Annotated in this window: 25 protein-coding genes and 2 pseudogenes; 10 read left to right on the top strand and 17 right to left on the bottom strand. The window is 57.8% G+C overall.

Features of this window, described 5'->3' with window-relative positions; translation table 11 throughout:
- The first annotated feature begins 90 nt into the window (after positions 1-90).
- Both phnW and phnX read left to right on the top strand, forming a co-directional pair.
- Entirely contained in the window at positions 91-1,194 is a 1,104-nt protein-coding gene (phnW, locus tag H7R56_RS00220) for a 2-aminoethylphosphonate--pyruvate transaminase (RefSeq protein ID WP_182928444.1), read from the top strand.
- Between the two features lie 9 nt (positions 1,195-1,203).
- On the top strand, positions 1,204-2,013 hold the full coding sequence (gene phnX / locus H7R56_RS00215; protein WP_106924835.1) for a phosphonoacetaldehyde hydrolase: 810 nt from the start codon (positions 1,204-1,206) through the stop codon (positions 2,011-2,013).
- A gap of 337 nt (positions 2,014-2,350) precedes the next feature.
- Here the strand turns inward: phnX and nepI are convergent, their stop codons facing one another.
- The 4 genes and pseudogenes from nepI to H7R56_RS00195 form a co-directional block, all read right to left on the bottom strand.
- Entirely contained in the window at positions 2,351-3,535 is a 1,185-nt protein-coding gene (gene nepI, locus H7R56_RS00210) for a purine ribonucleoside efflux pump NepI (RefSeq protein ID WP_106924834.1), read from the bottom strand.
- Positions 3,536-3,737: 202 nt separating this feature from the next.
- A pseudogene (locus H7R56_RS27575) lies at positions 3,738-3,824 on the bottom strand (type II toxin-antitoxin system RelE/ParE family toxin); the annotation flags it as partial.
- An 84-nt stretch (positions 3,825-3,908) separates the two neighbouring features.
- Positions 3,909-4,421, bottom strand: coding sequence for an SRPBCC family protein (locus H7R56_RS00200; protein ID WP_181357973.1), 513 nt, complete (start codon positions 4,419-4,421; stop codon positions 3,909-3,911).
- A 114-nt stretch (positions 4,422-4,535) separates the two neighbouring features.
- Positions 4,536-4,988, bottom strand: coding sequence for a DUF1198 domain-containing protein (locus H7R56_RS00195; protein WP_106924832.1), 453 nt, complete (start codon positions 4,986-4,988; stop codon positions 4,536-4,538).
- 104 nt (positions 4,989-5,092) lie between these two features.
- Here H7R56_RS00195 and H7R56_RS00190 point away from each other — a divergent pair, with 104 nt between their 5' ends.
- Entirely contained in the window at positions 5,093-5,995 is a 903-nt protein-coding gene (locus H7R56_RS00190; protein ID WP_106924831.1) for a LysR family transcriptional regulator, read from the top strand.
- A gap of 43 nt (positions 5,996-6,038) precedes the next feature.
- Here H7R56_RS00190 and uhpT read toward each other — a convergent pair whose 3' ends face one another.
- The 4 genes from uhpT to uhpA form a co-directional block, all read right to left on the bottom strand.
- A complete protein-coding gene (uhpT, locus tag H7R56_RS00185) occupies positions 6,039-7,430 on the bottom strand; it encodes a hexose-6-phosphate:phosphate antiporter (RefSeq protein WP_106924830.1) in 1,392 nt (463 codons plus the stop codon).
- A gap of 140 nt (positions 7,431-7,570) precedes the next feature.
- Positions 7,571-8,890: an MFS transporter gene (locus H7R56_RS00180; RefSeq protein WP_106924829.1), complete on the bottom strand. Its 1,320-nt coding sequence runs from the start codon at positions 8,888-8,890 to the stop codon at positions 7,571-7,573.
- Positions 8,891-8,899: 9 nt separating this feature from the next.
- Complete coding sequence (gene uhpB / locus H7R56_RS00175; protein WP_182928443.1) at positions 8,900-10,402, bottom strand: signal transduction histidine-protein kinase/phosphatase UhpB; 1,503 nt, start codon at positions 10,400-10,402, stop codon at positions 8,900-8,902.
- A complete protein-coding gene (gene uhpA / locus H7R56_RS00170; RefSeq protein ID WP_106924827.1) occupies positions 10,399-10,992 on the bottom strand; it encodes a transcriptional regulator UhpA in 594 nt (197 codons plus the stop codon). The genes uhpB and uhpA overlap by 4 nt, the downstream gene beginning before the upstream one ends.
- Before the next feature lie 23 nt (positions 10,993-11,015).
- Between uhpA and H7R56_RS27990 the strand changes: the two are divergent.
- Positions 11,016-11,111: pseudogene (locus H7R56_RS27990) on the top strand (hypothetical protein); the annotation flags it as partial.
- A 36-nt stretch (positions 11,112-11,147) separates the two neighbouring features.
- Here the strand turns inward: H7R56_RS27990 and ilvN are convergent.
- The 3 genes from ilvN to ivbL all read right to left on the bottom strand — a co-directional run bounded on the left by ilvN (position 11,148) and on the right by ivbL (position 13,332).
- Positions 11,148-11,438 (bottom strand): acetolactate synthase small subunit, encoded by a 291-nt coding sequence (gene ilvN / locus H7R56_RS00165; RefSeq protein WP_065357373.1) that lies wholly within the window; start codon positions 11,436-11,438, stop codon positions 11,148-11,150.
- Positions 11,439-11,441: 3 nt separating this feature from the next.
- Positions 11,442-13,130 carry an acetolactate synthase large subunit gene (gene ilvB / locus H7R56_RS00160; protein ID WP_106924826.1) on the bottom strand — a complete coding sequence of 563 codons (1,689 nt, stop codon included), beginning with the start codon at positions 13,128-13,130 and terminating at the stop codon, positions 11,442-11,444.
- A 103-nt stretch (positions 13,131-13,233) separates the two neighbouring features.
- Positions 13,234-13,332 (bottom strand): ilvB operon leader peptide IvbL, encoded by a 99-nt coding sequence (gene ivbL / locus H7R56_RS00155; protein WP_072011409.1) that lies wholly within the window; start codon positions 13,330-13,332, stop codon positions 13,234-13,236.
- 220 nt (positions 13,333-13,552) lie between these two features.
- Here ivbL and H7R56_RS00150 point away from each other — a divergent pair, with 220 nt between their 5' ends.
- Both H7R56_RS00150 and emrD read left to right on the top strand, forming a co-directional pair.
- Positions 13,553-14,386 carry a DMT family transporter gene (locus H7R56_RS00150; protein WP_106924824.1) on the top strand — a complete coding sequence of 278 codons (834 nt, stop codon included), beginning with the start codon at positions 13,553-13,555 and terminating at the stop codon, positions 14,384-14,386.
- A 174-nt stretch (positions 14,387-14,560) separates the two neighbouring features.
- Positions 14,561-15,745 carry a multidrug efflux MFS transporter EmrD gene (gene emrD, locus H7R56_RS00145; protein ID WP_106925173.1) on the top strand — a complete coding sequence of 395 codons (1,185 nt, stop codon included), beginning with the start codon at positions 14,561-14,563 and terminating at the stop codon, positions 15,743-15,745.
- Positions 15,746-15,842: 97 nt separating this feature from the next.
- Here emrD and dsdC read toward each other — a convergent pair whose 3' ends face one another.
- Positions 15,843-16,769 (bottom strand): DNA-binding transcriptional regulator DsdC, encoded by a 927-nt coding sequence (gene dsdC / locus H7R56_RS00140; protein WP_035895021.1) that lies wholly within the window; start codon positions 16,767-16,769, stop codon positions 15,843-15,845.
- Positions 16,770-16,995: 226 nt separating this feature from the next.
- Here dsdC and dsdX point away from each other — a divergent pair, with 226 nt between their 5' ends.
- The 4 genes from dsdX to H7R56_RS00120 all read left to right on the top strand — a co-directional run bounded on the left by dsdX (position 16,996) and on the right by H7R56_RS00120 (position 22,409).
- On the top strand, positions 16,996-18,333 hold the full coding sequence (gene dsdX, locus H7R56_RS00135) for a D-serine transporter DsdX (RefSeq protein WP_035895020.1): 1,338 nt from the start codon (positions 16,996-16,998) through the stop codon (positions 18,331-18,333).
- A 17-nt stretch (positions 18,334-18,350) separates the two neighbouring features.
- Positions 18,351-19,673, top strand: a complete 1,323-nt coding sequence (gene dsdA, locus H7R56_RS00130) for a D-serine ammonia-lyase (protein WP_106924823.1) — start codon at positions 18,351-18,353, stop codon at positions 19,671-19,673.
- A gap of 169 nt (positions 19,674-19,842) precedes the next feature.
- The gene (locus tag H7R56_RS00125; RefSeq protein WP_181357967.1) at positions 19,843-21,114 is read left to right on the top strand and encodes an MFS transporter; all 1,272 of its coding nucleotides are present in this window, start codon (positions 19,843-19,845) and stop codon (positions 21,112-21,114) included.
- Complete coding sequence (locus H7R56_RS00120; RefSeq protein ID WP_106924821.1) at positions 21,114-22,409, top strand: BNR repeat-containing protein; 1,296 nt, start codon at positions 21,114-21,116, stop codon at positions 22,407-22,409. Before H7R56_RS00125 ends, H7R56_RS00120 begins: the two co-directional genes overlap by 1 nt.
- Positions 22,410-22,516: 107 nt before the next feature.
- Here the strand turns inward: H7R56_RS00120 and H7R56_RS00115 are convergent, their stop codons facing one another.
- The 5 genes from H7R56_RS00115 to H7R56_RS00095 all read right to left on the bottom strand — a co-directional run bounded on the left by H7R56_RS00115 (position 22,517) and on the right by H7R56_RS00095 (position 26,637).
- Entirely contained in the window at positions 22,517-23,329 is an 813-nt protein-coding gene (locus H7R56_RS00115) for a helix-turn-helix domain-containing protein (RefSeq protein ID WP_106924820.1), read from the bottom strand.
- Positions 23,330-23,437: 108 nt separating this feature from the next.
- Positions 23,438-24,559 carry an anaerobic sulfatase maturase gene (locus H7R56_RS00110; protein ID WP_181357966.1) on the bottom strand — a complete coding sequence of 374 codons (1,122 nt, stop codon included), beginning with the start codon at positions 24,557-24,559 and terminating at the stop codon, positions 23,438-23,440.
- Entirely contained in the window at positions 24,556-24,918 is a 363-nt protein-coding gene (locus H7R56_RS00105) for a DUF202 domain-containing protein (RefSeq protein ID WP_106924818.1), read from the bottom strand. Before H7R56_RS00105 ends, H7R56_RS00110 begins: the two co-directional genes overlap by 4 nt.
- Positions 24,908-25,255 (bottom strand): YidH family protein, encoded by a 348-nt coding sequence (locus tag H7R56_RS00100; RefSeq protein WP_106924817.1) that lies wholly within the window; start codon positions 25,253-25,255, stop codon positions 24,908-24,910. Before H7R56_RS00100 ends, H7R56_RS00105 begins: the two co-directional genes overlap by 11 nt.
- A 32-nt stretch (positions 25,256-25,287) precedes the next feature.
- Complete coding sequence (locus H7R56_RS00095; RefSeq protein WP_106924816.1) at positions 25,288-26,637, bottom strand: glycoside-pentoside-hexuronide (GPH):cation symporter; 1,350 nt, start codon at positions 26,635-26,637, stop codon at positions 25,288-25,290.

The following is a 26,637-nucleotide window of genomic DNA, read 5'->3' as shown; positions in this document are numbered from 1 at the left end:
TTTTTGTTGCAACGCGATTTTTCCTTTGACCCATCGCAAGGAAGATCGTCATGATAATAACAAATCTGGTATAGACCAAAGGTAAATAACATGACTTCGCGTAACTATCTGCTGCTGACTCCTGGCCCATTGACCACCTCACGCACCGTGAAAGAAGCGATGCTGTTCGATAGCTGTACCTGGGATGATGACTACAATATCGGCGTGGTGGAGCAGATCCGCCAACAGCTGACCGCGCTGGCAACGGCGTCTGAAGGCTACACTTCCGTATTACTGCAGGGCAGCGGCAGCTACGCCGTGGAAGCGGTGCTGGGCAGCACACTGGGCGCGCAGGATAAGGTGCTGATCGTCAGTAACGGCGCGTACGGCGCGCGGATGGTAGAAATGGCAAACCTGATGGGCATCGCTCACCATGCCTATGACTGCGGTGAAGTCGCCCGCCCGGACGCGCAGGCGATCGACGCGATCCTCAATGCTGACCCGGCGATCACCCATATCGCAATGGTACACAGCGAAACCACCACCGGCATGCTCAACCCGATTGCGGAAGTGGGTGCGCTGGCGCAGCAATACGGCAAAACCTATATCGTTGATGCCATGAGCAGCTTTGGCGGCATTCCCATGGATATCGCTGAACTGCATATCGATTTTTTGATCAGCTCCGCCAATAAATGTATTCAGGGCGTACCGGGCTTTGCCTTCGTGATTGCCCGCGCGGAAAAACTTGCCGCCTGCAAAGGCCGCTCCCGCTCGCTGTCGCTGGACCTCTACGCCCAGTGGCGCTGCATGGAAGATAACCACGGCAAGTGGCGTTTTACCTCGCCCACCCATACCGTACTGGCCTTCGCCCAGGCGCTGAAGGAGCTGGCGGAAGAAGGCGGCGTGGCGGCGCGTTTTCAGCGCTATCAGCAAAACCAGCGCCGCCTGGTTGCCGGTATGCGGGAATTGGGCTTTACCACCCTGCTGGACGATGCGCTGCATTCGCCGATCATCACCGCGTTCTATTCACCCGAGAACCCACAGTACCGCTTTAAAGAATTTTATAGCCGACTGAAAGATCAGGGGTTTGTTATCTATCCCGGCAAGGTGTCACAGAGCGACTGCTTCCGTATCGGCAACATTGGCGAGGTGTACGATGCCGATATTTCTGCCCTGCTTACCGCCATTCGTAATGCCATGTACTGGACGAAATAAGGAGCCATCATGAATCGTATTAACGCTGTTATTCTCGATTGGGCGGGCACCACCGTCGATTTCGGTTCCTTCGCGCCGACGCAGATTTTTGTCGAAGCTTTTCATCAGGCGTTTGATGTCGAGATCACGCTCGCTGAGGCCCGGGTGCCGATGGGGCTGGGAAAGTGGCAACATATTGAAGCGCTGGGCAAATTACCGACGGTGGACGCGCGCTGGCAGGCGAAATTTGGCCGCGCGATGACGGCGGCAGATATTGATGCCATTTACGCCGCCTTTATGCCGCTACAAATTGCCAAAGTTGTCGATTTTTCCGCACCAATTGCCGGGGTTATCGATACGATCGCCGCGCTTCGTGCAGAGGGAATTAAAATTGGTTCCTGCTCCGGCTACCCGCGCGCGGTGATGGAGCGGCTGGTCCCCGCCGCCGCCGAGCACGGCTATCGCCCCGATCACTGGGTGGCGACGGATGACCTTGCGGCGGGTGGGCGCCCAGGGCCGTGGATGGCGCTGCAAAACGTGATTACCCTGGGGATTGATGCCGTTGCCCACTGTGTGAAGGTCGATGACGCTGCGCCGGGTATTACCGAAGGGCTTAACGCCGGGATGTGGACGGTGGGTCTGGCGGTATCGGGTAATGAATTTGGTGCCACCTGGGAGGCGTATCAGGCGATGTCGCCAGAAGAGATTGCCAGCCGCCGCGAACTGGCGGCCAGCAAACTGTATGCAGCCGGGGCGCACTATGTAGTGGATTCGCTGGTGGAGCTGCCGGGGGTAATTGCCGATATCAACGCGCGTCTGGCGAAGGGCGAACGCCCGTAACGACATAGCCGGGGGCGCTGCGCTTGCCCGGCCTACAGGTTCACAGCTCGTAGGCCGGATAAGGCGTTTACGCCGCCATCCGGCGCATTGCCGGGGGCGCTGCGCTTGCCCGGCCTACAGGTTCACTGCACGTAGGCCGGATAAGGCGTTTACGCCGCCATCCGGCGCATTGCCGGGGGCGCTGCGCTTGCCCGGCCTACAGGTTTACAGCACGTAGGCCGGATAAGGCGTTTACGCCGCCATCCGGCGCATTGCCGGGGGCGCTGCGCTTGCCCGGCCTACAGGTTTACAGCACGTAGGCCGGATAAGGCGTTTACGCCGCCATCCGGCAACACCATCAGCGAATTCTGACCTTTGCGGTGACCAGCAGGGCCGTCAGCAACATCAATACGCCGGAAAGCATCAACGGCGACGTCAGCCCTAAATGGTCCAGCGCCAGGCCACCCACCGCCGCCCCACAGGTATTCGCCAGCTGAATCACCGCCACCTGAATGGAACCGGCTTTTTCCGCCTGATCGGCCAATGAGCGCGTGATCCACGTCGACCAGCCTACCGGCACCAGCGCGAACGCCAGCCCCCAGATAATCGCAATGCCTGCGGCGACCACTTTCTCACTGCCCCATAACGTAAGCACCAGCGCGCTGATCGCCAGTACCAGCGGCGCACCGGCCAGCGCCAGTTTGACCGAGCGCTTGAGAATCACCGACGAGAACGAGGTACCGACAAAGCTGGCGATACCGAAGCTCAGCAGCACCAGCGTCAGGCCGTCAACGTCAAAACCCGCCAGATTCATATACACCGGGCGAATATAAGTGAAGAAGGCGAACTGTCCGGCAAAGGACATAAAGATAGCAATCATCCCGGCCATCACGCCGGGACGTTGCAGCAGGCTAAACATGTTTTGCTTGTGGTGCGCCGGTTCACCCGGCAGAGAAGGCAATGCTTTCAGCACCCAAAACGTACACAGCACGCCCATCACCGCTGCGCCGTTAAAAACGTTACGCCAGCCGATAATGCCGCCCAAAAAACTGCCCAGCGGCGCAGCAATCACCAGCGCGATGGACACCGCACCAAAGATCACCGACAGCGCTTTTGGCACCGTACGCGCCGGCACCAGCCGCATCGTCAACGATGCCGACATCGCCCAAAACCCGCCGAGCGCCAGCCCCAGACAGGCGCGGCCAAGCAGTAGCAGCGTGAAGGAGCTGGAGAACGACACCAGCAGGCAAGAGAGCGTCAGCAAAACGGAGAACAAAATCACCACATAGCGGCGATTGGTGGCGCCAATGGCCTGGGTAATGAACAGGCTGGAGAACATGGCGACAAACGCCGTCACAGTCACCGACTGCCCGGCAACGCCCTCGGAAATACCCAAATCCTGCGCCATCGGCGTCAGCAGGCTGACCGGCAAAAATTCAACGGTAATCAGGCAGGCGACGCAAAACGCCACGGCAAAAACCGCCGACCAGTTGGGCCGCGCAACGACGTCGGCGCGGTTTTTTTCTTCGATATGTGCACTCATTTTGTTACCTGCGGAGGGTCTTTGCGAAAAGGTCACGCAGTGTAGCATTTAAAGTGTGACGCATTTAACGTTTTGATAACTGTTTGGCCGACGCTTCGCTGACTGTCGTCTGACGCATCTCTTCAACCTTCTCAGCAATACGTTTCTGACTTTCCGAGCTCTGTTTAGCCATTAACTCTTTAAGGGTCGCCATCATCATTCCTTATTTTTTAAGGTGCTTACGGTGCTCGGAATCAGCAAGTTTAATCATCTCTTTATAGAATTTCTTTTCATTTAACCCGATTTTATCCCGGGGAATAACACGCTCCCTCATCGCCAATATGATTATTTTCCGTATGGTTTGCCGGATGGCAGCTGCGCCATCCTGCAAAACTCACTCGCCGCGCGCGGATTTCACCAGCCCGGTGATCCACTCCTGGTGGCCGTTAATCATCGGGTTTGGCACGGTGCGCGCCAGCTCCTGCGCCGGGACGCCAATCTGTGACTCCTGGGTCAGAATACGCACGCGGTTACCCGGTAAATCTTCGAACAGCCAGGCGTGAATGACATCCAGGCGGGTGGTGGCATCGCCTTCTGCCCAGCCGTGCCAGGCAATGCGTGCGGCCTGACCGTCGGCCGGCGGCACGTATTCGGTAATCTGCGCTTCAATCGGGAAGCCGAAGGTAGAGAAGCGGAAGCGAGCATTGGCGCTCAGCATCGGGCCGCTGCCGTCGTGGAAATGGATATCCGCCACGTTGCTGTAGTAGGTTGGCCACAGGGTAGTGTCGTCGAGCTGCGCCCAAATGTCTTTTGCGCTCAGGCCGCTGACGATAATTTCGTTAGAGGCAAAGTTGTCGGTGGTGCCCGGCAGGTAGCCTTCCGGCCAGACGATTGCGCTTTGCTGCATTGACTGTTTCATGATGAACCTCGTGAGTAAGTGTGTTGACGAGGTTCATCATGCGCCCACGAGTGATATAAATATAATCATCAATATTGATAAACAACATCACGTCAAATGATATCAATGCAGCCAGTGGACGCCGTTTTCATCGTGGAACAGGGCGTTGTAGCGACACTGGAAGGCATTCAGCTCGCTCATATCCGGCTCCAGCTCGCGTAAAAAGCTCAGCGCCAGCCGTATCTGGGCATCGGTGATCGGCGCGGCCAGGCGGGCCTTTTGCAGCCGACGGTGCCATCCCTGCATATTGGCTTCGCTGCCATCAACGATGCACACCTGCCAGATCAGCAGCATCTGCGCCGCATTCTGCAAATGGGCTTCGTTCGGGCGCTCCAGATAACGTAAAAACTCTTCGCCCTGCGCTTTCCCTAGCTGGTCGATCATCGATTCGACCGGCTCTGGCGTGATCGCCAGTCGCTCACTCAGACGGCGGATGGCCCGTCGTGAACTGGAGGTCAGGATCCGAAATCCGACAACAAATACCACCGCCAGGGTGGCCAGAATTAACCAGATCATGCACGCTCTCACTTAGCTAAACCCCGACATAATAATGGGATTTCGCGCCCTGTCGATATTCGAACATGCCATAATGTGCGTTACCTCCCTGAAGGAAGCCGCCGATGAAACCGGATCTCAGAACGCTTGACCTCAACCTGCTGAAAACGCTGGATGCGCTGCTGGATGAACGCAGCGTGACCCGCGCGGCGACAAGGCTGTCGCTCACCCAGCCCGCCGTCAGCGGTATGTTGACCCGGCTGCGGGATAACTTTAACGATCCGCTGTTTATCCGCGCCCCGCACGGTATGGTGCCCACGCTGCGCGCCCAGCAGCTAGCGCCCGCGGTAAAGCAAATTCTTCGTGATATCGACACGCTGTTACAGCCAGCCCGCTTCGATCCGCTGACCGCCAGCTTCACCTTTACCCTCGCCGCCACCGATTACGCGCTGAAAGCGGTAGTCGTGCCATTTATCGCCGCGTTGAAAGTCCGCGCGCCGGGGATTCGTGTGCGGGTCATTCCGGTTGAGCCGGAGCGGCTGACCGCACAGTTTGAGCAGGGGAAAATCGACCTCGCGCTGCTGACCCCCAGCACCACGCCGGGCGATCTGCACAGCCGTACACTGTATGATGAACGCTATGTCTGTATGCTCCGCGCCGACCACCCCGATGCACAGCAGCCGTTAAGCCTCGACCGCTTCTGCGCGCTGGAACATATTCTGGTCTCTTACGAAGGCGAGAGTTTCTGGGGCGTGACCGACGACGCGCTGGCGAAAGTGGGCCGTCAGCGGCGGATTGGGCTGTCGGTAAGCAGCTTCCTGGTGCTGCCGGAAGTGCTGGCCGTCAGCGAAATGATTGCCGTCGTGCCGAGCCGTCTTGCCAGCGCGCGCGCGTCAATCTGCGTGCAGGATCCGCCGGTGGCGATTCACGGCTTTACCAAAAGCATGGCCTGGCATGAGCGTACGCATCGCGACCCGGCGCAGCAGTGGCTGCGTGAATTGCTGCATGAGACCAGCCAGCAGGCATAAAAAAGCCCGGTGCAGAACCGGGCAAAGAAGTGACCAAACACACTTACGCCATTTTTAACTGCTGAATCTTTTTCTCGCGGCGAATTTTACGTTCTTCAAATATCGCGACGATGGCCATCAGGCAGATACAGCCGATAGCGGCGGTATCCAGCGCGGCGAAGGTGCCCGCCCAGCCGGTGAGGCCGAAGATTGGCGTACCGTCGGCAATCATCCCCAGACCCAGCTTGGCAAAGCTGTCGCCAATCAGGTAGGCGAAGGTGCCTTTGATGCCATCGGCTGCACCGATCGCTTTTTTCGGTACAAATCCGACTGCCGCCACGCCGATTAACAGCTGCGGGCCGAAGACCAGGAAGCCGAGGGCAAACAACGACGCCAGATAGACATACTGATTGCTGGCGTGCTGATAAACGCCGAGCGTGGCAATGATCAATGCCAGCGCCACGCAGGCCACCAGCGCACGACGACCGTTGGCCAGATCGGAGAGCCAGCCCCACAGCAGGGTGCCCACCAGCGCGCCGACTTCAAACAGAGTAAAGCCCTGAATCGCCACTTCTTTGGAGAGCTTCAGCTCCTGGAAGGCGTAGACGGTGGACCACTGGTCAATACCGATACGCACCACGTACAGGAAGATGTTCGAGAAACATAACAACCAAATCACTTTGTTTTTCAGCACGTACTCAACAAAGATCTGCCATTTGGTCATCTCGTTTTCTTCAGTCTCTTTGTCCTCTTCGCTGATCTCTTCACCGAACAGCTCTTCCGCTTTGCCGAGGCCGTAAGATTCCGGGGAGTCGCTACCGTAGCGCAGGCCGATAAAGCCCACTACCAGCGCAATAATCGACGGGAAGATAAACATGCCGATGACGTGACCGTCGAACAGGTAGTTGGCGCCAAACAGCGCCACGCCTGCCGCACCCGCGCCGCCGAGGTTGTGGGAGATGTTCCACATGCCGAGGTAAGAACCGCGCTTGCGACGCGGCGTCCATTTGGTGATGGTCGAATAGCTACACGAGCCACCGGTACTCTGGAAGAAACCGCTCAGCGCGTAGAAGGCAATCATCAGGAACAGGCTGGTCGAACCCGCGCCCATACTGGCGCTGAAGCCGAGCATACAAATGGCGGAGAGAATCAGCATAAACGGCAGGAACTGCTTGGTGTTCTTACCGTCGGCATAGTAGGAGACCAGCGTTTTACCCACGCCGTAGGTGATGGAGAAGCCGAGACCAATCATACCGAGCTGAGTCATGCTCAGCCCGTAGGTGGAGATCATGTCGTTCTGCGCGATGTTAAAGTTCTTACGAATCAGATACATCGTCAGGTAGCCGATAAAGACCACCAGATAGGACTGCATGAACGGTTTGAACCACATTTTGCGCCGCACATCGAGCGGCAGATCCAGGGTCGGCTTGCGCACCTGGTTTAAGAAGGCCAGCATGGGTATCTCCTGATTTTTATATACCTGCGTGATAGCCGGTATTGTAAAAATCAGCGGCGCGGCTGGCCTGAGACAGCGTCCAGGTGAAACCGGGAAAATTTCCTAGTTTTAGGTCATTCGTCTTAGAAAAGTGAAGCGGGTCACGCTTCTCGCGGCGCCTGGGCGTTTAAGAACGGCAGCAGCAGCAGCGCGGAGATGCCCGCCGCAATGGCAATCACCACGAAAAAGCCCGTCCAGTGCCACACTTCCATCACCTTCGCCAGCGGCCAGCCGGAAAGCGACGCGCCAAGGTAGGCAAACAGCCCGACGAAACCGGTGGCGGCGCCCGCCGCCTCTTTGTGCGAGCACTCCGCCGCCGCCATGCCGATCAGCATCTGCGGGCCGAAGACGAAGAAGCCGGTGGTGAAGAAGCACGCCGCCTGCATGACGTAGCTGGCAAACGGCATCAGCCACAGCGAGCCCACCGAGAGCAAAATCCCGGCGGCGAAGATCAGGTTCATCGGCCCACGGTTACCATTAAACAGTTTGTCCGAGCCCCAGCCCGCCACCAGCGCGCCGATGAAACCGCCTAGCTCAAACATGGTCACTGCGGTATTCGCCGTCACCAGATCGACGCCCAGCGTCTCGGACATGTATAAATTGCCCCAATCGTTGATCGCCGCGCGCACCACGTACACCAGCACATAGCACAGCGACAGCAGCCAGATGTAAGGGTTGAGCAGCACGTAGCGGGTGAAGATCTCTTTACGCGTCAGCCCAGCCCCTTCCTGCTGTTGGGCTATCTCCAGTTCGTCGTGCCGCCAGTCGCCAATCGGCGGCAGACCAATGGCCTGTGGACGGTCGCGCAGTCGCCAGCAGAGGAACAGGCCGACCACAATCGCCATGGTTCCCGCGATGGTCATCCCCGCACGCCAGCCGTAGTGCAGCGCCGCCGCGCCCATCACGATAGGGATCAGCGCCCCGCCGACGTTGTGCGCGGTATTCCAGATGGCCCACCAGCCGCCGCGCTCGTTGCGCGAGTACCAGGCGGTGAGCAGGCGGGCGCAGACCGGCGCGCCCCAGCCCTGGAAGAAGGCGTTCAGCGCCCACAGCAGGGCAAAGGCCCATAACGAAGTGGAGAAGCCGAACAGAATATTGACCACCCCGGTGGCAATCAGCCCGATCCCCATAAAATAGCGGGCGTTGGAGCGGTCGCTGACGATGCCCGAGATAAACTTCGACAGCCCGTAGGTGATGTAAAACAGCGTCGCCAGCAGGCCAATATCGCTGCGGGTCAGCACGCCGGTGGTGAGAATTTCCGGCACCGCGGCGTTGAAGCTTTTACGGGTGAAGTAAAACAGCGCGTAGCCAAGCCAGATGGTCAGCAGGATATGCCGCCGCCAGTAGCGGTACTGGGCATCCACTTCCTGCTTGTCGGTGATGCGCGGGGCATTAGCCGGCGCCTTGAGAAATTGAAACATTGCCGTTCCTTACACGTAGCGCAGAGGCAAAGAGACGCTGACCCGCGTGCCGTGCATGCAGGAAATCGTGAGCGAGCCGCCGAGCGCGGTCACGCGTTCGCGCATGCCGGTGAGGCCAAAGCCCTGTTGATTCGACCCCGGCGGCAGGCCGCTGCCGTCATCTTCCATCACCAGCATCAGCCGTTCATCCTGCTGCCAGCCCTGTAGCGTCACCGCGCTGGCGTTCGCGTGCTTCACAATGTTGTTGAGCCCTTCCTGGCAGACGCGGAACAGCGTTACCCGTTGGCTTTCGCTCAGCGTTGATTCATCAATTCGCCAGTCGAGGTGGCTGACGATGCCCCGGCTTTCCAGCTCCATTTCGCGCATCAGCGAGCGAATGGCCTGTTCCAGCGAGAGGTCATCGAGCTGGCGCGGGCGCAGCCGACCCAGCAGGCGGCGTACGGCGTCGTAAACGCCCAGCGACAGCTGCTCAATATGCGCCCTGCTCTGCTTCACACCCGCGTTTTCAGGCGCCAACCGCTGGACGATGCCCGCCTGGGTGCGAATGGCGGTGATGGTCTGGCCGATATCGTCATGCAGCTCACGCGCCACGTCGCGCCGCACGCTCTCTTCGGTTTCCAGCAGGCGTTCCGCCAGCCGGTGGTTGCGCGCCAGTTCGTTTTGCAGCGACTGGTTTAGCTCGCGCAGTCGCTGGATGCCCGCGCCGAGCAGCAGCCCGGTCAGGCTTTGCGCCAGCAGCGAAAGCAATAAATCAACGGGGTGATCGTGCCAGGTCTGGCTGGCAATCAGGGCGATGGCGTTCATCAGGGTGGCGATCAGCGCCCCCTGCCAGCCGTAGTGCCAGGCCAGCGCGATAATCGGTAAAGCGAGACAAAACGGGGTAAAGCGCGAGAGTTCTGCGGGCAAACCGAGCTGTAGCCACAGGCTGACGGTAAACAGCAGCAGATACCAGACCAGATGCCGCCCGCGCCAGTTCACCGGCTGCGACACCAGCGCCGGGCCAAGCGGCAGCCAGGTGGTGCTGGTGAGGTAGTGCCAGAACACGAGGCAGATAGGGGCCAGCGTCAGCCCGCCGGTGAGGGTCAGCAGCAGCGCGGTCCATGCGGTTTCCCCTTGCCCCAGCCAGGGCAGCGATTGCAGCAGCGCTGCCGCCGTGAGCGCCGCGCCCTGTAACAACAATGTTCGCCAATCGCGTTGATGGCGGTAGCGCGAGATCAGCGTCACCGGCAGCAGCGTGAGGAAACTACCGATCATCAAAATAGGCAGATGCGCCAGCGCCACCTCCTGCGCCAGCCAGTAGACCAGCAGACACTCAGCGCCCACCAGCACCGGCCAGTAGCCGCGCGGACATTGCAGCATCAGCCCTAGCCTGAGACCAAACGGGAACAGCAGTACCGCCAGCTCCGGGCGCTCAACCAGGTGAAGGCTGATACTCCACAGGCAAAACCAGGCGGCGGAGAAAATAAAAAAGCAGGCGACAACGGTGATCAGCCGGGAGAAAAGTGCGTTCATTGCCAGCCATCAAACATGCGGCGCGCCAGCTCAACGTCGTTGCTGACGCCCAACTTTTCCATCAGGTTAGCGCGGTGGACGTGTACCGTTTTCGGCGACAGGCCCAGTTCGGCGGCAATCTCTTTGACCGCCATCCCCTGCGCCAGCTTTTCCGCCACCTGGCGTTCGCGTTTGGTCAGCGGGTCCTGACGCCCGGCCGCCAGCTTGACGGCGATGTCCGGCGTCAAATAACAGCCGCCGGTTGCTACAGTATGCACGGCGGCAATCAGTTCATCCGGACTACAGCGTTTGGAAAGGAAGCCGCGTGCGCCTGCGTTAAGCGCCTGTTCCACCAGCGCCGGGCTGTCGTGGACGGAGAGCATGATAATCGCCATGCCTTTTGGCAACTGGCTTAACAGTTCAAGACCGGAGATATCCGGCATTGAGATATCACAGATACACACCTGCACGCCGCGCCCCGGCAACCCAGCCAGCGCCTCGCGCCCTGAACCGAATTCGGCGACGACCTGCAAATCAGCTTCGAGCCCCAGCAGTTGGGCAAAGCCGGAGCGGACGATAGTGTGGTCGTCGATAAGGGCGATGGTGATCATGGATGTTGTCCTGGTGCTTGAAAATGCCTGATGGCGCTGCGCTTATCAGGCCTACGGGCGGGAGCCGTGGTAGGCCGGATAAGGCGTTTACGCCGCCATCCGGCAAAAGCGCTTACCTTAACGATAAGCGCGTGACTGTTCAAGCCTTGAGCGGATTACTCGAAGAAGACGCTGATTTTGTTAAACATCGACGGGTCGGACTGATTTCGCGCCACTTTCACCACATCTTCCAGCTTGTCGATCTGGCTCATCATCTGCTCAAGGCGCTGATCGTCGTTCACCAACAGCCAGATGCGGCTATGGTCGCTGCCGTGAATCGGTAGGCATAGGATGCCTTCGACGTTGAACGCTCGGCGAGCAAAGAGCCCGCAGACGTGAGTCATTACGCCCGGGTGGTTGCGCACGGTGAGTTCCAGGATAACGTTGTCATGAGTTTGTTTTTGCATGGCTTATTCCCCCACCATTTCGCTATTTGCCGCACCCGGAGGCACCATCGGATACACCTTTTCTTCTGCATCGATTCGCACGTGAATCAACGCCGGGCCCGGGCGATTGATAATCGCCTGCAGCGCCGCCTGCGGGTCTGTTTCATTGTTTAAATCGCAGGTTTCCAGACCGAAACCGGCGGCAATCTGCATAAAGTTAATCATGCCTGGGTAGGTGGCGGCAAATACGCCCTGTTTGTAGAACAGGCTCTGCTGCTGGTGTACCAGACCCAGCGCCTGGTTGTTCATCAGGATGATTTTCACATCCAGCTGATTTTCCGCCGCGGTCGCCATCTCCTGAATGTTCATCATCAGGCTGCCGTCACCGGAGAAGCACAGCACTTTTTTGTCCGGGTTCGCCAGCGCCGCGCCGATGGCCGCAGGCAGGCCAAAGCCCATGGTGCCGAGGCCGCCGGAGGTCAGCCACTGGCGCGGACGGTTCAGCGGGTAAGCCTGCGCCGTCCACATCTGATGCTGGCCCACGTCGGTGGTGATAATCGCGCTGTCGTCCACGCAGGCGGCAACGGCGTTGATCAGGCCGTAATGGCTGAGCGGGTCGCCCGCTTGAGGAATCGCCCCCGGGAACTCTTGTTGCAATTCCGCCACTTTGCCGCGCCATTCAGCGCGCGGCTGGGCGTCAATTTGCGGCAGCAGCTGCGCCAGTACGTCGTCAACGTCGGCCTGAATCGCCACGTGCGCCTGTTTGATTTTACCCAGCTCGGCGCGGTCGATATCAACGTGGATAATCTTCGCATTCGGGCAGAATTCAGCCACTTTACCCGTCGCCCGGTCATCAAAACGCGCACCTAAAACAACCAGTAAATCAGACTGTTGCAGAATAAAGTTAGTACTGCGCGCACCGTGCATTCCCAGCATACCTAATGACAGCGGGTGGGCTTTTGGCAGCATGCCCAGCGCCATCAGGGTCATGGTGGTGGGCAGGTTGGCTTTTTCCGCCAGCTCGCGAACGCGTTCCGGCGCGTTGATAACGCCGCCGCCCAGATAGAGCACCGGACGCTGTGCGGCGTTGATCATCGCTGCCGCTTCGCTCACGCTCTCTGCGCTGAATTCCGGCGTTGCCGCGCGGCCGCCGGGCTCTGGCAATTCGCTGATATCGATTTCCGCGGTCTGAACGTCCTTAGGAATGTCTATCCACACCGGGCCTGGGCGGCCAGACTGTGCAATCCGGAAAGCATCAGCAATAACCTTCGGTAATTCATTGATGTTGCGGACTAAGTAGTTGTGTTTAGTGATGGGGATAGAGATGCCGTAGGTGTCGACTTCCTGAAACGCGTCGGTACCGATTAACGAGGAGGCCACCTGGCCGGTGATACACACCAGCGGGATGGAGTCGAGACGCGCATCGGCAATGGCGGTAACCAGGTTGGTCGCGCCCGGCCCGCTACAGGCCATGCATACCGCCGGTTTGCCGTGGGTACGCGCCATGCCCTGGGCAATAAAGCCTGCGCCCTGCTCGTGTCGCGCCAGAATATGACGGATCTGGGTGCTTTGGCTCAAGGCGTCATACAGCGGCAGAACCGTGCCGCCGGGAATGCCGGTGACCATGGTAATACCCTGGCGTTCCAGTAAATGAACGATTAATTGCGCGCCGGTAAAACGCGTGGTCTTTGATGTGGTGCCCGAAATTGCCATGCTCCAGTCCTTTCAACTAGGCCGACTATCCGGAGGGGGCTAGAAACTAAAAACCCCGCCCGGTTTGCGCCGGCGGGGTTTGGAATCGTGTGTGTTCCTGACCCTACGGCGCATTGCCGACGACCACCACCACACGCACGACGACCACCGCGGCTGGTAGCGCGGTTTTTAGTAGGGTCGAAGTCAGCATTGATGGGGTCATTAAGGGTCTTCTCTCAATTCGTTTAGTGAATTCATACAAACACAGCTTTTTCAGGCTGACAATGGAAATATTTTCATCCGCACAAAAATGCAGCAGCGATCACACTTCCACACGGAGGAGAATCCTCTAATCTGTCCCGGCATTTCCCTATTTCTGGCCCTGTTCGTTGCCCATCGGCTGTGTTACGTTTTGGTTAAAACTTGTCAGGCCACGTATTATCATGACGCTCTCTGTTTTCTGCATTTTGCTATTTGCCGCACTTTTGCACGCGAGCTGGAACGCCATCGTTAAGGCGGGAAACGATAAACTCTATTCGGCTATCGGCGTCACCGGCTCCGCTGCGCTTATCGCGCTGCTGCTTTTACCCTTCGCCCCAACGCCCTCGGCGGCCAGCGTGCCGTTTATGATCGCCTCTACCGTTTTGCAGGTGATTTACACCGTGCTGGTCGCGCGTACCTATCAGATTGCCGACATGAGCCAGACCTACCCGCTGATGCGCGGCACCGCGCCGCTTCTGGTGGCCACCATCAGCGTGCTGTGTCTTGGCGACCACCTTTCTCCGTTGGCCTGGGGCGGTATTGCGGTCATCTGTTCGGCCATTCTGGCGATGGCCTTCAACGGCCGCTCGGGGTCTCAGGCGGGTATTGTGTTGTCGTTGCTCAACGCCTGTATCATTGCGAGCTACACCCTGATTGACGGCACCGGCGTGCGGCTTTCCGGCACCGCGCTGGGCTATACGCTGTGGTCGTTTTTCCTCAACGGTTCCAGCCTGCTGTGCTGGGCAATAATCGCCCGCCGCCGTGAAGCCGCACGCTATCTGGCAACGCACTGGAAAAAAGGCATTTTAGGCGGCATGGGAACGATGGGCTCCTACGGCCTGGCGCTGTGGGCGATGACCCAGGCCCCGCTAGCGGTGGTCGCCGCGCTACGTGAAAGCTCAATTTTGTTCGGCGCGCTGATTGCCTGGCTGCTGCTCAAAGAGCGGGTCGCCGGGCTGCGCATGGTCGCCGCCTGCGGGATTGCCGCTGGCGCTATCCTGCTGCGGCTGTCCTGATAAACTGGCAACTATTGTTGCCGTTTACGTGTATAAATCCTGCCTGCATCACACATTTCATTTACATGACGCATGGTTAAATTGCGACCTCAGTGTGGTAGATTCCTCTCCGATTTGGCGTCTTGCCTGGATATTTATTCTTATAAACTCAATTTCCATAAAGTAATCAGCGAAATGAAAAGAGATAGAAACGTCAACATCCTGGTGATGCTGGTGCTGCTTGTGGCCGTCGGTCAGATGGCGCAAACCATATACATCCCCGCCATTGCCCAGATGGCGAGCGATCTGAACGTTCGCGAAGGCGCAGTGCAGAGCGTAATGGCCGCGTATCTGTTGACCTACGGCGTTTCGCAGCTGTTTTACGGCCCGCTGTCCGACCGCGTGGGCCGCCGCCCGGTGATCCTCACCGGGATGTCGATTTTTATGCTGGCGACTCTGGTTGCCGTGACAACCCATAGCCTGACGGTGCTGATTGCCGCCAGCGCCCTACAGGGTATGGGAACCGGAGTTGGCGGCGTAATGGCGCGAACGCTGCCGCGCGATCTGTACGAGGGCAGCCAGCTTCGCCACGCCAACAGTCTGTTAAATATGGGTATTCTGGTGAGCCCGCTGCTGGCGCCGCTGATTGGCGGCGTGCTGGAGACACTCATCAACTGGCGCGCCTGCTATGGTTTCCTGCTGGTGCTCTGCGCAGGTGTCACTTTCAGCATGGCGCGCTGGATGCCGGAAACGCGCCCGACCGGCGCACCGAAAACCCGGCTTATCAGCAACTACAAAACGCTGTTCGGTAATAGCGGCTTTAACTGCTACCTGCTGATGCTGATTGGCGGCCTGGCCGGTATTGCGGTATTTGAAGCCAGCTCCGGCGTGCTAATGGGCGGCGTGCTGGGCTTGAGCAGTATGACGGTTAGTATCCTGTTTATTCTGCCGATTCCGGCCGCATTCTTCGGCGCCTGGTTTGCCGGACGGCCGAAAAAACGCTTCCCGACCATGATGTGGCAATCGGTGGTGAGCTGCCTGCTGGCGGGTCTGATGATGTGGATTCCGGGGCTATTAGGCGTGATGAATATCTGGACGCTGCTGGTGCCCGCCGCGTTGTTCTTCTTCGGCGCAGGTATGCTGTTCCCGCTGGCCACCAGCGGTGCAATGGAGCCCTTCCCGTTCCTCGCCGGTACCGCCGGGGCGCTGGTTGGCGGCCTGCAAAATATCGGCTCCGGCGTGCTGGCCTGGCTGTCGGCGATGATGCCGCAAACCGGTCAGGCCAGCATCGGGCTGCTGATGACGCTGATGGGGCTGCTGATTTTCCTCTGCTGGCTGCCGCTGGCGTCGCGCTTTGCGCATCAGGGTCAGGCGGTGTAATCGCGTCTGACCGTTGCCTGATGGCGCTTCGCTTATCAGGCCTACGTTGGGCATGAGTAGGCCGGGTAAGGCGGAGCCGCCACCCGGCATAAAACGCCTATTTAACCTGCTCCTGAAGCCAACCAATAAACGCCTCAATTTTCGGCCACTGCCTGCCGGGCAGCGTGGTGACGTAATAATGCTGATGACATTTCAGCGCCTTATCACCAAAAGGCGCCACCAGCTCCCCGCTGTCGAGGCGCTTTTGCACCAGCCGCTTTCGCCCCATCGCCACGCCGATGTGGTTCATCGCCGCAATCACCGCTAAATCAGAACGATCGAAACCAATGCCCGACGATGTCGGCAAATTCACCGCATACTGCTGCGCCCAGCTGTGCCATTCATCGGTCCCTGAGTCGTTGCTCCACGCCTGCCTGTCGTGCAGTAGCGTACAGTGTGGCAGGTTTACCAGCGAGCCGGTCAGAGCGTAGCGGCGGGCGTATTCCGGGCTGCATACCGGCAGAATTTCTTCATCCATCAGGAAGTGATGCGCGAGCTGTGCGGAAGGCGCATCGTCAAAATAGAGAGCCAAATCAACCCCGGCGCGCTGTAAATTGACGTTGTCGTTGCCGGTCAGGATGGTCAGTGAAATGGACGGGTAGCGGCGGGTAAAGTCGCCGAGCGCCGGAACCAGCCAGCACTGGGCGATAGAAGGCCGCGAGTAGACGGTGAGCGTCCCCGATAGCTCCTGATTTTTAATATCAAGAATCTCCTGGTTGAGCGTATCCAGCGATGATTTCAGCGCCCAGAACACGCGTTTACCTTCGTGGGTGAGCTCTACTTTACGATGCGAGCGGACAAAGAGCTGAATACCCAGCTCCTCTTCCAGCTGGTTAATGCGATGGCTGACGGCGCTGGGGCTTAATGACAGCTCGTCTGCCGCCAGCGCAAACGACTGATGCCGGGCCGCCACTTCGAAGGTATACAGCTTTGATAGCTGCCAGCCGTTCAGCAGACGATTTCTGCCCTCGCGCAGGGGTTCCATATTCCTCTCCGTATTGCCTGTTTTCGCCGGAGTGTAAAAAAAATCACCGGCAAAATCAGCACAAAGATGAATCAGAATGATTCATGTCGCATAAATTACCGGTAATAAGACGTAAATCACCATTTTGATTCAATCTGGCTCATGTGAAGGACGATTTATATCGTTTGTCAGCGGGTGCCTTATTTTTGTCCAATAAACCCATATTAATCACAGGGCAAGGTGAGCTATGCACTCTCAGATCTGGGTTGTGAGCACGCTGCTGATAAGCATCGTGTTAATCGTTTTGACCATCGTGAAGTTCAAATTCCACCCGTTTCTGGCGCTGCTGTTAGCCAGTTTCTTCGTGGGGACGATGATGGGTATGGGGCCGCTGGATATGGTCAATGCCATCGAGAACGGCATCGGCGGTACGCTGGGCTTCCTCGCGGCGGTTATTGGCCTTGGGACTATCCTTGGAAAAATGATGGAAGTCTCCGGCGCGGCCGAACGCATCGGCCTGACGCTACAGCGCTGCCGCTGGCTTTCCGCCGACGTCATTATGGTGCTGGTCGGGCTGATTTGCGGGATCACGCTGTTCGTTGAAGTGGGCGTGGTGCTATTAATTCCACTGGCATTCTCAATTGCCAAAAAGACCAATACTTCGCTGCTAAAGCTGGCGATCCCGCTGTGTACCGCGCTGATGGCTGTGCACTGCGTCGTACCACCGCATCCGGCGGCGCTGTTCGTGGCCAACAAGCTGGGCGCAGACATTGGCACCGTGATTGTCTACGGTTTACTGGTGGGCTTAATGGCATCGCTAATCGGCGGGCCGCTGTACCTGAAGTTTCTCGGTAATCGTCTGCCGTTTAAGCCAGTACCGGCTGAGTTTTCCGACCTGAAAGTGCGTGATGAAAGCACGCTGCCATCGCTGGGCGCGACGCTGTTTACCGTACTGCTGCCAATTGGCCTGATGCTGGTGAAAACCGTCGCGGAACTGAACATGGCAAAAGGCAGTACGGTGTATACGCTGCTGGAGTTTATTGGTAACCCGATCACCGCGATGTTTATCGCCGTTTTCGTGGCCTATTACATTCTCGGCCTGCGCCAGCACATTGGCATGGGTGCGCTGCTGACCCACACCGAAAACGGTTTTGGCTCGATTGCTAACATTTTGCTGATTATCGGCGCAGGCGGCGCATTCAACGCTATCCTCAAGAGCAGCGGGCTGGCGGATACCCTCGCGCTGATCCTTTCGAACATGCATATGCACCCGATTCTGCTGGCCTGGCTGGTTGCGCTGATTCTGCACGCAGCGGTAGGCTCTGCCACGGTGGCGATGATGGGCGCGACGGCAATCGTGGCACCGATGCTGCCACTCTACCCTAACGTAAGCCCGGAGATCATCGCTATTGCCATCGGTTCCGGCGCTATTGGTTGCACGATCGTCACCGATTCCCTGTTCTGGCTGGTGAAGCAGTACTGTGGCGCCACCCTGAATGAGACGTTCAAATACTATACGACTGCGACATTTATCGCGTCGGTGATTGCACTGGCGTGCACATTCCTGCTTTCCTTTATTATCTAAGCGCGAAGAGACTGACTATGGAAAACATTCAAACACTTATCGCCCAGCATCCTTTAGTGGAAGATCTGGTGGCTCTGAAAGAGACAACCTGGTTTAACCCTGGCACCACCTCTCTTGCGGAAGGTTTACCGTATGTTGGCCTGACAGCACACGACGTTGAGGACGCCCACGCGCGTCTGACGCGCTTCGCACCGTATCTGGCGCAGGCCTTCCCGGAAACCGCCGCCACCGGGGGCATTATCGAATCTGAGCTGGCCGCAATCCCTGCCATGCAAAAACGGTTGGAAAAAGCGTTCGGGCAGCACATTAACGGCGAACTCCTGCTGAAGAAAGACAGTCATTTGCCGATTTCAGGCTCGATTAAAGCGCGTGGCGGCATTTACGAAGTACTGACCCATGCGGAAAAACTGGCGCTGGAAGCCGGTCTGCTGACCACCAAAGACGATTACCGCGTTCTGCTTTCGCCTGAATTTAAACAGTTCTTCAGCCAGTACAGCATCGCGGTTGGCTCCACCGGCAACCTGGGGATGTCGATTGGTATCATGAGTGCCCGCATCGGCTTTAACGTTACGGTGCATATGTCTGCAGACGCCCGCGCGTGGAAAAAAGCCAAGCTGCGCAGCCACGGCGTGACGGTGGTGGAGTACGAAGAAGATTATGGCGTGGCGGTTGAACAAGGTCGTAAGGCGGCAGAGTCCGATCCGAACTGCTTCTTTATCGATGATGAAAATTCCCGCACGCTGTTCTTAGGCTATGCGGTCGCCGGTCAGCGTCTGAAAGCGCAGTTTGCCCAGCAGGGGCGCGTGGTGGATGCCGATCATCCTCTGTTTGTCTACCTGCCTTGCGGCGTCGGTGGCGGCCCTGGCGGCGTGGCGTTTGGCCTTAAGCTGGCGTTTGGCGATAATGTGCACTGCTTCTTCGCTGAACCGACTCATTCACCGTGCATGCTGCTGGGGATTTACACCGGGCTACACGATACCCTTTCTGTGCAGGATATCGGCATCGATAACCTGACGGCGGCGGATGGGCTAGCGGTCGGTCGCGCCTCGGGCTTTGTCGGCCGGGCGATGGAGCGTCTGCTCGACGGTCTGTACACCCTGGACGATCAGACAATGTACGACATGCTGGGCTGGCTGGCGCAGGAAGAAGGCATTCGTCTTGAGCCGTCGGCGCTGGCAGGCATGGCTGGCCCTCAGCACGTTTGTGCCTCCAGGGCTTACCAGCAGATGCATGACTTCAGCACAGAGCAGCTCAATCACGCCACCCATCTGGTATGGGCGACGGGCGGCGGCATGGTGCCAGAAGCCGAAATGGCGCAGTACCTGGCCAAAGGCCGCTAACCCCACGCCGCAGAAGAGGGACATTCATGCCAGATCCCGCGCCATTTTGGCGCGGGAAGTCAAAGCGTATTGTCTTACGTCACACTCCGTCAGCCCTTCTCTCCCGCATAAAAAACACACCGATATACTCCGGATTACCTCGTATTTCTACGATAAACCGGAGAACACAATGCAACAGGCTGACAAAAATATCAGCCGGGGCGGCTTCACCCTGCTCATCTGGGTGCTGCTATTGCTTCTCGGCTGCGTGCTGTTTTTCTTCTCGCTCGACCGACAAATTGTTTCCATCCTGAAAACCACGCTGATGCAGGAGCTGGGGCTCGATAACAGCGATTATTCGGTGCTGATCAGCGCCTTTATGATCCCCTATACCTTCATGTATTTCTTTGTGGGCGGTATCGTTGACCGATTCGGCAGCCGCTACGTGCTGTGCGCACTCATGATACTGATGTCGCTGGCTACGCTGATTACCGGCCTGTCGCACTCGATGACCGGGCTTATTGTCGGGCGCGTGATGCTGGGGCTGGCGGAGTCCGGGATCGTACCGGCGCTAACGCTGGCGGTGTTTACCTGGTTTCGCGCCGAGCAGCGCGCCTTTGCCTTCCAGCTCACCAATATTATTCAGTCATTAGGGCTGATTCTTGCGCCACCGTTTGTCGCCTGGGTGACGATATCTACCGGCTGGCGCTGGGCGTTCTTTATTCCAGCCATGGCGGGGGTGGCGGTCGGGGTGATGTGGTATTTCTCCAGCCGTAAAACACCGCCTGCAGCCGACGACACGCCGCAGGTGAGCGCCGTCAGCGTGCCGCTGGTTGAGCGCTACAGGATGGTGCTGACCTCAAAACCTATCTGGGCGCTGTTGATTGCACGCCTGCTCACCGACCCGTTCTGGTTTTTCTATCAGTACTGGCAGGTCGGCTTTATGCAGGAAAAAATCGGCCTGACGCTGGCGGAAGTCGGCAAGTTGATGTGGCTGCCGCCGCTGGTTGCCGTCTTTGGCGTGCTGGCAGTCTGCTGGGCCTCCGACCGCCTCGTTGCGCGCGGTATGGATGCCACCCGCGCCCGCTTAACCATTATCTGGTCCGTCACCTGCCTGGCGCCGCTGGTCTTTCTGCTGCCATCCATCAGCAACGCCTACGCGGCGGTGGCGATCATGACGGTGATTAACTTTATGTGCACCGCCTGGCTCAGTATGGCCACCATCATGATGGGCGGGCTGGCACCGCGCGTGGCCATCGCCACCGCTATCGGCGTGATGAGCGCGCTGGGCGGCGTGACCTCCATTATCTTTAACGGCTTTGTCGGCACTATTATCGACCACTTTGGTTATTCGATGCCGATTTATGCCGGTGCGACCCTGCACCCCATCGGCGCGCTGGTGCTGGCCGCCTTCTTCCTGCGTCGTAAAAAATCGTTTGTTTCTCGTCCGGAGACCGTCTGATGACCGATATCGTTGTTGCGCCCGTGGCACACGCCTGCGCAGATTTCACCGTACTTTACTGTCTGATTAATCACGACAACCACCAGTTCGCCGCCTGGTATGACGCCGAGCACCGCATCACCGTGGGCCAGCGTGAATTGCCCGACGGCCCATGGCAGACGTTTCAGCCAGAGGGCGTTTGGCTACCAGAGCGCGAACGCTACTCGCATATCACCGAGTTTGATTCGCACAATTATCTGACGATGGCGGTTGATAGCGGCGGATTCCTGCATCTTTCCGGCAATATGCATGTTGATCCGCTTATTTACTTCCGCAGCCGCCAGCCGCTGGACATCACCACGCTGGAATGCATACCGGCGATGACCGGCAAACGCGAAGCGCGTGCAACCTACCCGGTGTTTTTTAAGGATGCGCAGGGGCGGCTGATCTTCCGCTATCGCGATGGTTGTAGCGGCAATGGTGACGATCTGTATAACATTTACGACGTTGACCGCCAGCGCTGGACGCGCCTGTTAGAGACCCCGCTACTCAACGGAGAAGGCGCGCGCAACGGCTATGCCCGCCAGCCGCTGTTGGGGCCAGACGGTTACTGGCATATGATCTGGATGTGGCGCGAAACGCCGCACTGCGAGACCAACAATAATCTTTCCTACGCCCGCAGCCGCGACCTGCAGCGCTGGGAGAAATCAGACGGTACGCCGCTCGCCCTGCCGATTGCCCGCCATCAGGGTGAAATTGTCGATGACGCCGGTTTCGGCGGCGGGCTTATCAATATGGTGCAGGAAGTCGGTTTTGATAATCAGGCGCGCCCGGTGCTGATTTACCATCGTTATGATGATCGGGGGCTGTCGCAGGCTTATCTGGCGCGCCCGGACGGTAAGGGAAGCTGGCAAAAGGCGCAGATTAGCCAGTGGGCGTTCCGCTGGGATTTCAGCGGCGGCGGCTCGATTCCACCGGACGTCACCCTCAGCGCGCCGCGCGCGATCGGTAACGGGCAAATGGCCGTGGACTGGAGCACCGCCGGGGCCGGAAGCGGTGAGTGGATTATTGATGACCGGACGCTTAGCGTTGTCGCTCACCGCACGCCCACACCGCCGCTGCCAGCCGAACAATGGCGGCCCCGGCAGAACGTTGCGCCACGGGCCGAAGTGCAGCTGGTCGCCGCGCAGAACAGTGATTACAGCCCGCAAAGCCGCTATTGGCTACGCTGGGAGGCTCTGCCGATTTTCCGCGATGTGCCGCACGAAGAAAGGCCCGGCGCTACGCAGTTGGAAGTGATTGAAAGGAAAATATAAGGCGACAACAAAACCAAAATGCCGGATGGCGCTGCGCTTATCCGGCCTGCTCATCCCGTGCAATGATTGACACCGGTGGCGCAGCGAATCACCCGCCAGCCTGATAGCTAGCGGCACTGATTGGGCGAAACGCCAAACTGACGGCGAAACGCGCGCGAAAAGTAGCTAACGTCGCCAAATCCGCAGCGTATGGCTATTTCATTGACCGTATCTTGCGTAAAACGCAGCTGGTAGCGTGCCTGCAGCAGCCGCACACGGGCCAGATACTGCTGCGGCGAAACGCCGGTGTAGTCGCTAAATCCACGCTGAAGCGTACGCCGTGAAATAGCAAACATCTGACATAAACCGTCGAGATCGAGCGGCTGCTGCCAGCGACCGTTCAGGTGAATCAGCACCTGGCTAATGCGGTCTTCGCTGGAGTGAAACGCCTGCGTTTTGTAGCGCCAGAGGTTCAGCGTATGTAACACTTCCAGGAAAATCATCTCCTTATGGCTTTCCGCCAGCAGAGGGTCGCTAAACTCTTCTTCGCGATGACTCGCCAGACGGTCAAATATGCGCTGCATAATGCCGACATCCAGCTGCCAGACGTTGCTCTCCCCTTCCTGCGGCAGCAGATAATCGATGTGCTTGATAAAATTGAAGCTATCGCGCCCCAGATACAGCAGGTTCACCTGCTGCAAATCCTTCATCTCTTCAAACAGGTGATAATCCTGCCGGTTCAGATAGCACAGCGTGCCGCTGCTCAACAGGTAGGGCTTTTCATTGATAACATGAATTCCGCTTCCGCTGCCGACCAGGAACAGCTCGCAGTATTCGTGCGTATGTTCATGGCTGATGCTTTTCTCCGGATGCCAGAAATGGAACACCACGCTCTCCTGCGGGTGGCGGAAATGGGTATCACGGGGCAGCACAAGCGACATAGACACTCCTGACGGGTTATCACTCAGTACGCTAGTGATACCAGAACAGACGGCGTTCGCCTTGACCTGTTTGCCATTCGTCTTCGGCGGCTGGCAAACAGAGAAAGCTTATCGGCTCTGATTTAACATCACCATTAATTCCACCGGTGAGCGGCGTTGTTTCAGGAGATCGCGCATCGCTTTCATATACGGCGCGCTGTGGGTAAAGAACTGGCGATAGCCCTCACACAGTGCGCTTTTTCCATCGGCGTTTCGGTGCTTTGGGCAATCGCCCTGGCAGAACGGCAGCACGGTGCACTGGCGGCACGCGTCTGTTAGCCCACGCTGTTTTTGCTGGCTGAAGGCGGCGGCTTGCGGCGTAGCATTCAGCGCCTGTAACGTCTGCTGATGGATGTTTCCCAGATAAAACTCGGGGTAAACGAAGTGATCGCACTGGTAGAGATCGCCGTTGGCCTCCAGCGCAAAAGCGTGACCGCAGGTTTCGCTGAACGCGCACATCTGCGACCGATGGCCGCTCCAGACGCCTAATGTTGAATCAAACAGCTGTATATAAACACGGCCAATATCTTCATGGACCCACTGGTTAAACACGCCCGTCAGGAATGCGCCCCACGCATCGGCGGTAACCGACTCCGCGCTGAGCTTGCCATGCTCATCGCGCTCAACCAGCGGAATAAACTGTAAAAAGGCGGTGCCGAGACCGCGCAGGTAACGATAGAGACGTTGAGGCTGCTGGCTATTCAGACGATTGACCACCACCAGCAGATTAAATTCGACGCCGTGTTGAGAGAGCATCTCAATGGCTTTCATCACTTTGTGGTGGCTCGGCTTACCGCTGCGGTTAACACGATAGGTATCGTGGAGATCGGCCGGACCGTCCAGTGAGATCCCGACCAGCCAGCCGTTCTCCCTAAAGAAGCGACACCAGCTGTCATTGAGCAGCAGACCGTTGGTCTGGAAGGCATTGTGGATCTGTTTGCCGTTAGCGTACTGCTTTTGCAGCGCCAGCGCGCGCTGGAAAAACGCCAGCCCGCACAGCGTTGGCTCCCCGCCCTGCCAGGCAAAAGTGACTTCTGGCCCAGGCTGCGCCGCAATGTGTTGGCTGACAAAGCGCTCCAGCGTGGCCTCATCCATCATCGGCTGTTCGGGTTTTTCGAGGTAAAAGCAGTAGCGGCAGTTGAGGTTACAGCGAGAGCTGGCCGGTTTGGCCATCACCTGACATCCTGTCATGTAAAATCCCTTAGAAAAATAATAAGTTGGCGAATGTGGGTAATAGCAAACAATATTGCGAGGGATAACACCGCGAGGGAGATCAAGAATTTGTCACGTACCGCGCGCGATTGCGCAAAATCATCCTGCGTTACATCCATCACGTTACGGTTGCGGGTATATTGCCACAGGATAACGGCGACAATCGCCAGCACGCCAAGCGATACCCAGAACAGCATACCCGCCTGATGCCAGTTGTGTTTAAGCGCTAACGCCATCAGCGCGCCATAGCCGAGCAGGGTGCGCAACCATGCCAGCGACGTGCGCTCAGGCTGCAAGCCCGGGTCAGCCTGACGCCGGGCTTTGCGACTATCCGGCATACAGCACCAGCAGCATCACCACCGCCGCCACGAAGGTAAGCATGAGGCTTATCACCAGCAGACTGCGGGTATAGGGTAAATCTTCCTTCAGCCGCATCGCCTTTTCGTTACGCAACCAGCGCAGGTAGCCGTAGATAGCCAGCCCGCCGGCAAACAGGCACAACAGCAGCGCCAGCGCTTCGCGGATAGCCGGGGTCGCGAAGTCTGGCGCCAGCTGATCGAGCCCGACTCCCGCCGCCAGAAAGCCCAGCGACGTGCGAATCCAGGCCAGAAACGTACGCTCGTTGGCCAGTGAGAAACGGTAATCAGGCGCTTCTCCGAGGCGGGAAATTTTCATGACGGCTCCTTTTGTATCTTTATCTCAGCTGATTATGCTCTGCTTTTGAGAGTGGCATTAACGCGCACCATCGCTTCGCTGTCTAGTTTATAGAACGCTTTTGCCGTTACCGCGCACAGTAAATAGCAAATACCCGGTGCCACGGTAAACAGCAGCGTGATGGTGGTCAGCGTCGCAGCAGACTGCGACGTGGCCCCCGCCTGATAGCCCCCGGCCGCCAGCATCCAACCGATAACCGCCCCGCCAACGGCTAGCCCCATTTTCAGCACAAACAGGGTTCCCGCAAAGCTGATTCCGGTCAGACGTTTGCCATTGCAGGCTTCGCCATAGTCAACGGTATCCGCCATCATTACCCACTTGATCGGCGTCATCACCTGGTGCAGAACACCGATGATAAAGATCAGGCAAAACATCAACGTGACGGTATCCATCGGGGCAAAGAACATACAAAAACTCAGTAACGTCAGCGCCACGTTACAGCTAATAAACACCTTCACTTTGCAGAAGTGACCGGTAAGCGGTTTGGCTATCGCACTGCCGATAATATTACCGACGCAGTAAGTCGTCAGAAATAGAGAAAATAGCTTAGGCGACTCCATAATCCACGTGACGTAATACATCATCGCGCCGCCGCGCACCGAAGTCCCAATAATCGCGAAGACCGTTAAATAGCCCACCACGCGCCATTGGCTGTTCTGCCAGATATCTTTCAGGTCGCTGAGCATCCCTTTAAAGCCATCACTGGTTGGCGGCGCAACGACTCGCTCCTTCGTTGTCGCAAAACAGATAAAAAACATCACGATCGCCAGCACGGCCAGAATGGCGATACTCATCTGAAAACCATAAGCTTTATCGTCCCCGCCAATCCACTCCACCATTTTCATCATCAGCGCTGTAGACAACATGCCGCCAGCCGTAGCCAGCACAAAGCGCCATGACTGCATGGAAATACGCTGCTGCGGATCGTTAGTAATCACCGCACCGAGCGCGCAATAGGGAATGTTCACTATCGTATAAAGCAGCGTGAGTACAATATAAGTCACTGTGGCATAGACCATTTTTCCGCCAAGAGACAGGTCTGGTACGGTATAGGTAAAGTAGCAGCTGATGCCAAAGGGAATAGCGGCCCAGAGGATCCAGGGGCGGAATTTCCCCCAGCGTGACCGCGTGCGGTCGGCAAGCAGCCCCATACACGGATCGGAGATTGCATCCAGGATACGGGTGACTAAAAACATGGTGCCAACAAAGGCCGCAGGTAAACCCGCGATATCGGTATAAAAAAACATGAGATATAGCATGACGTTGTCAAAGACGATATGGCTTGCCGCATCGCCAAGGCTATAACCTATTTTTTCTTTTAAAGAGAGTGTGTTATCGCTCAT

It is taken from the genome of Klebsiella sp. WP3-W18-ESBL-02 (genome assembly GCF_014168815.1).
GTDB lineage: Bacteria > Pseudomonadota > Gammaproteobacteria > Enterobacterales > Enterobacteriaceae > Kluyvera > Kluyvera ascorbata_B.
The sequence above is the reverse complement of the archived record's forward strand: the minus strand, read 5'-3'. Positions and strand labels throughout refer to the sequence as shown.